Origin of the sequence: Massilia sp. KIM (assembly GCF_002007115.1) — a bacterium.
Taxonomy (GTDB): domain Bacteria; phylum Pseudomonadota; class Gammaproteobacteria; order Burkholderiales; family Burkholderiaceae_D; genus Telluria.
Map to the genome: position 1 here is coordinate 1 of NZ_MVAD01000011.1, position 1,552 is coordinate 1,552.

Sequence of the window (1,552 nt, forward strand, 5' to 3'; positions counted from 1 at the left end):
GTTGCAGCACTATCATCGGCGCAAAGTCGTTTCACGGTCCTGTTCGGGATGGGAAGGGGTGGGACCGACTTGCTATGGTCATCAGGCATAACTTGTACGAGTCGCAGCGGTTTTCGCTACGGCTCTGAATCTGGAAGAAGTAGTGGGTAGCTGTTGTATCAGCTGTATTCTTGTCTCGGCATGACTGCCAAGGTTATAGGGACAAGCCGTACGGGCAATTAGTATCGGTTAGCTTAATGCATTACTGCACTTCCACACCCGACCTATCAACGTCCTGGTCTCGAACGACCCTTCAAGGAGCTCAAGGCTCCGGGAAATCTCATCTTAAGGCAAGTTTCCCGCTTAGATGCTTTCAGCGGTTATCTCTTCCGAACTTAGCTACCCGGCAATGCCACTGGCGTGACAACCGGTACACCAGAGGTTCGTCCACTCCGGTCCTCTCGTACTAGGAGCAGCCCCCTTCAAATTTCCAACGCCCACGGCAGATAGGGACCAAACTGTCTCACGACGTTTTAAACCCAGCTCACGTACCACTTTAAATGGCGAACAGCCATACCCTTGGGACCGGCTACAGCCCCAGGATGTGATGAGCCGACATCGAGGTGCCAAACTCCCCCGTCGATATGAACTCTTGGGAGGAATCAGCCTGTTATCCCCAGAGTACCTTTTATCCGTTGAGCGATGGCCCTTCCATACAGAACCACCGGATCACTATGTCCTACTTTCGTACCTGCTCGACTTGTCGGTCTCGCAGTTAAGCACGCTTATGCCATTGCACTATTAGCACGATGTCCGACCGTACCTAGCGTACCTTCGAACTCCTCCGTTACACTTTAGGAGGAGACCGCCCCAGTCAAACTGCCTACCATGCACTGTCCCCGATCCGGATAACGGACCAAGGTTAGAACCTCAAACAAACCAGGGTGGTATTTCAAGGATGGCTCCACGAGAACTGGCGTCCCCGCTTCAAAGCCTCCCACCTATCCTACACAGATTGGTTCAAAGTCCAATGCAAAGCTACAGTAAAGGTTCATGGGGTCTTTCCGTCTAGCCGCGGGTAGATTGCATCATCACAAACATTTCAACTTCGCTGAGTCTCGGGAGGAGACAGTGTGGCCATCGTTACGCCATTCGTGCAGGTCGGAACTTACCCGACAAGGAATTTCGCTACCTTAGGACCGTTATAGTTACGGCCGCCGTTTACTGGGACTTCAATCAAGAGCTTGCACCCCATCATTTAATCTTCCAGCACCGGGCAGGCGTCACACCCTATACGTCCACTTTCGTGTTTGCAGAGTGCTGTGTTTTTATTAAACAGTCGCAGCCACCAGTTTATTGCAACCCTTTCACCCTTCTGCAGTAAAGCAGTCAAGCTACCGGGGCGTACCTTATCCCGAAGTTACGGTACCAATTTGCCGAGTTCCTTCTCCCGAGTTCTCTCAAGCGCCTTAGAATACTCATCTCGCCCACCTGTGTCGGTTTGCGGTACGGTCTCGTATGACTGAAGCTTAGAGGCTTTTCTTGGAACCACTTCCGATTGCTTCGCGGCACA

The 1,552-nt window shown here is 52.0% G+C and carries 1 rRNA gene and 1 other annotated feature (1 of these 2 cut by a window edge); the gene reads right to left on the reverse strand.

Annotated elements, in window-relative coordinates:
• Positions 1-86 (reverse strand): 5S ribosomal RNA (rrf, locus tag B0920_RS25245); the annotation flags it as partial.
• Between the two features lie 111 nt (positions 87-197).
• Positions 198-1,552, reverse strand: a sequence feature (mutual gap in cmsearch alignment for this rRNA model is longer than 100); it runs 1,664 nt beyond the window's last position.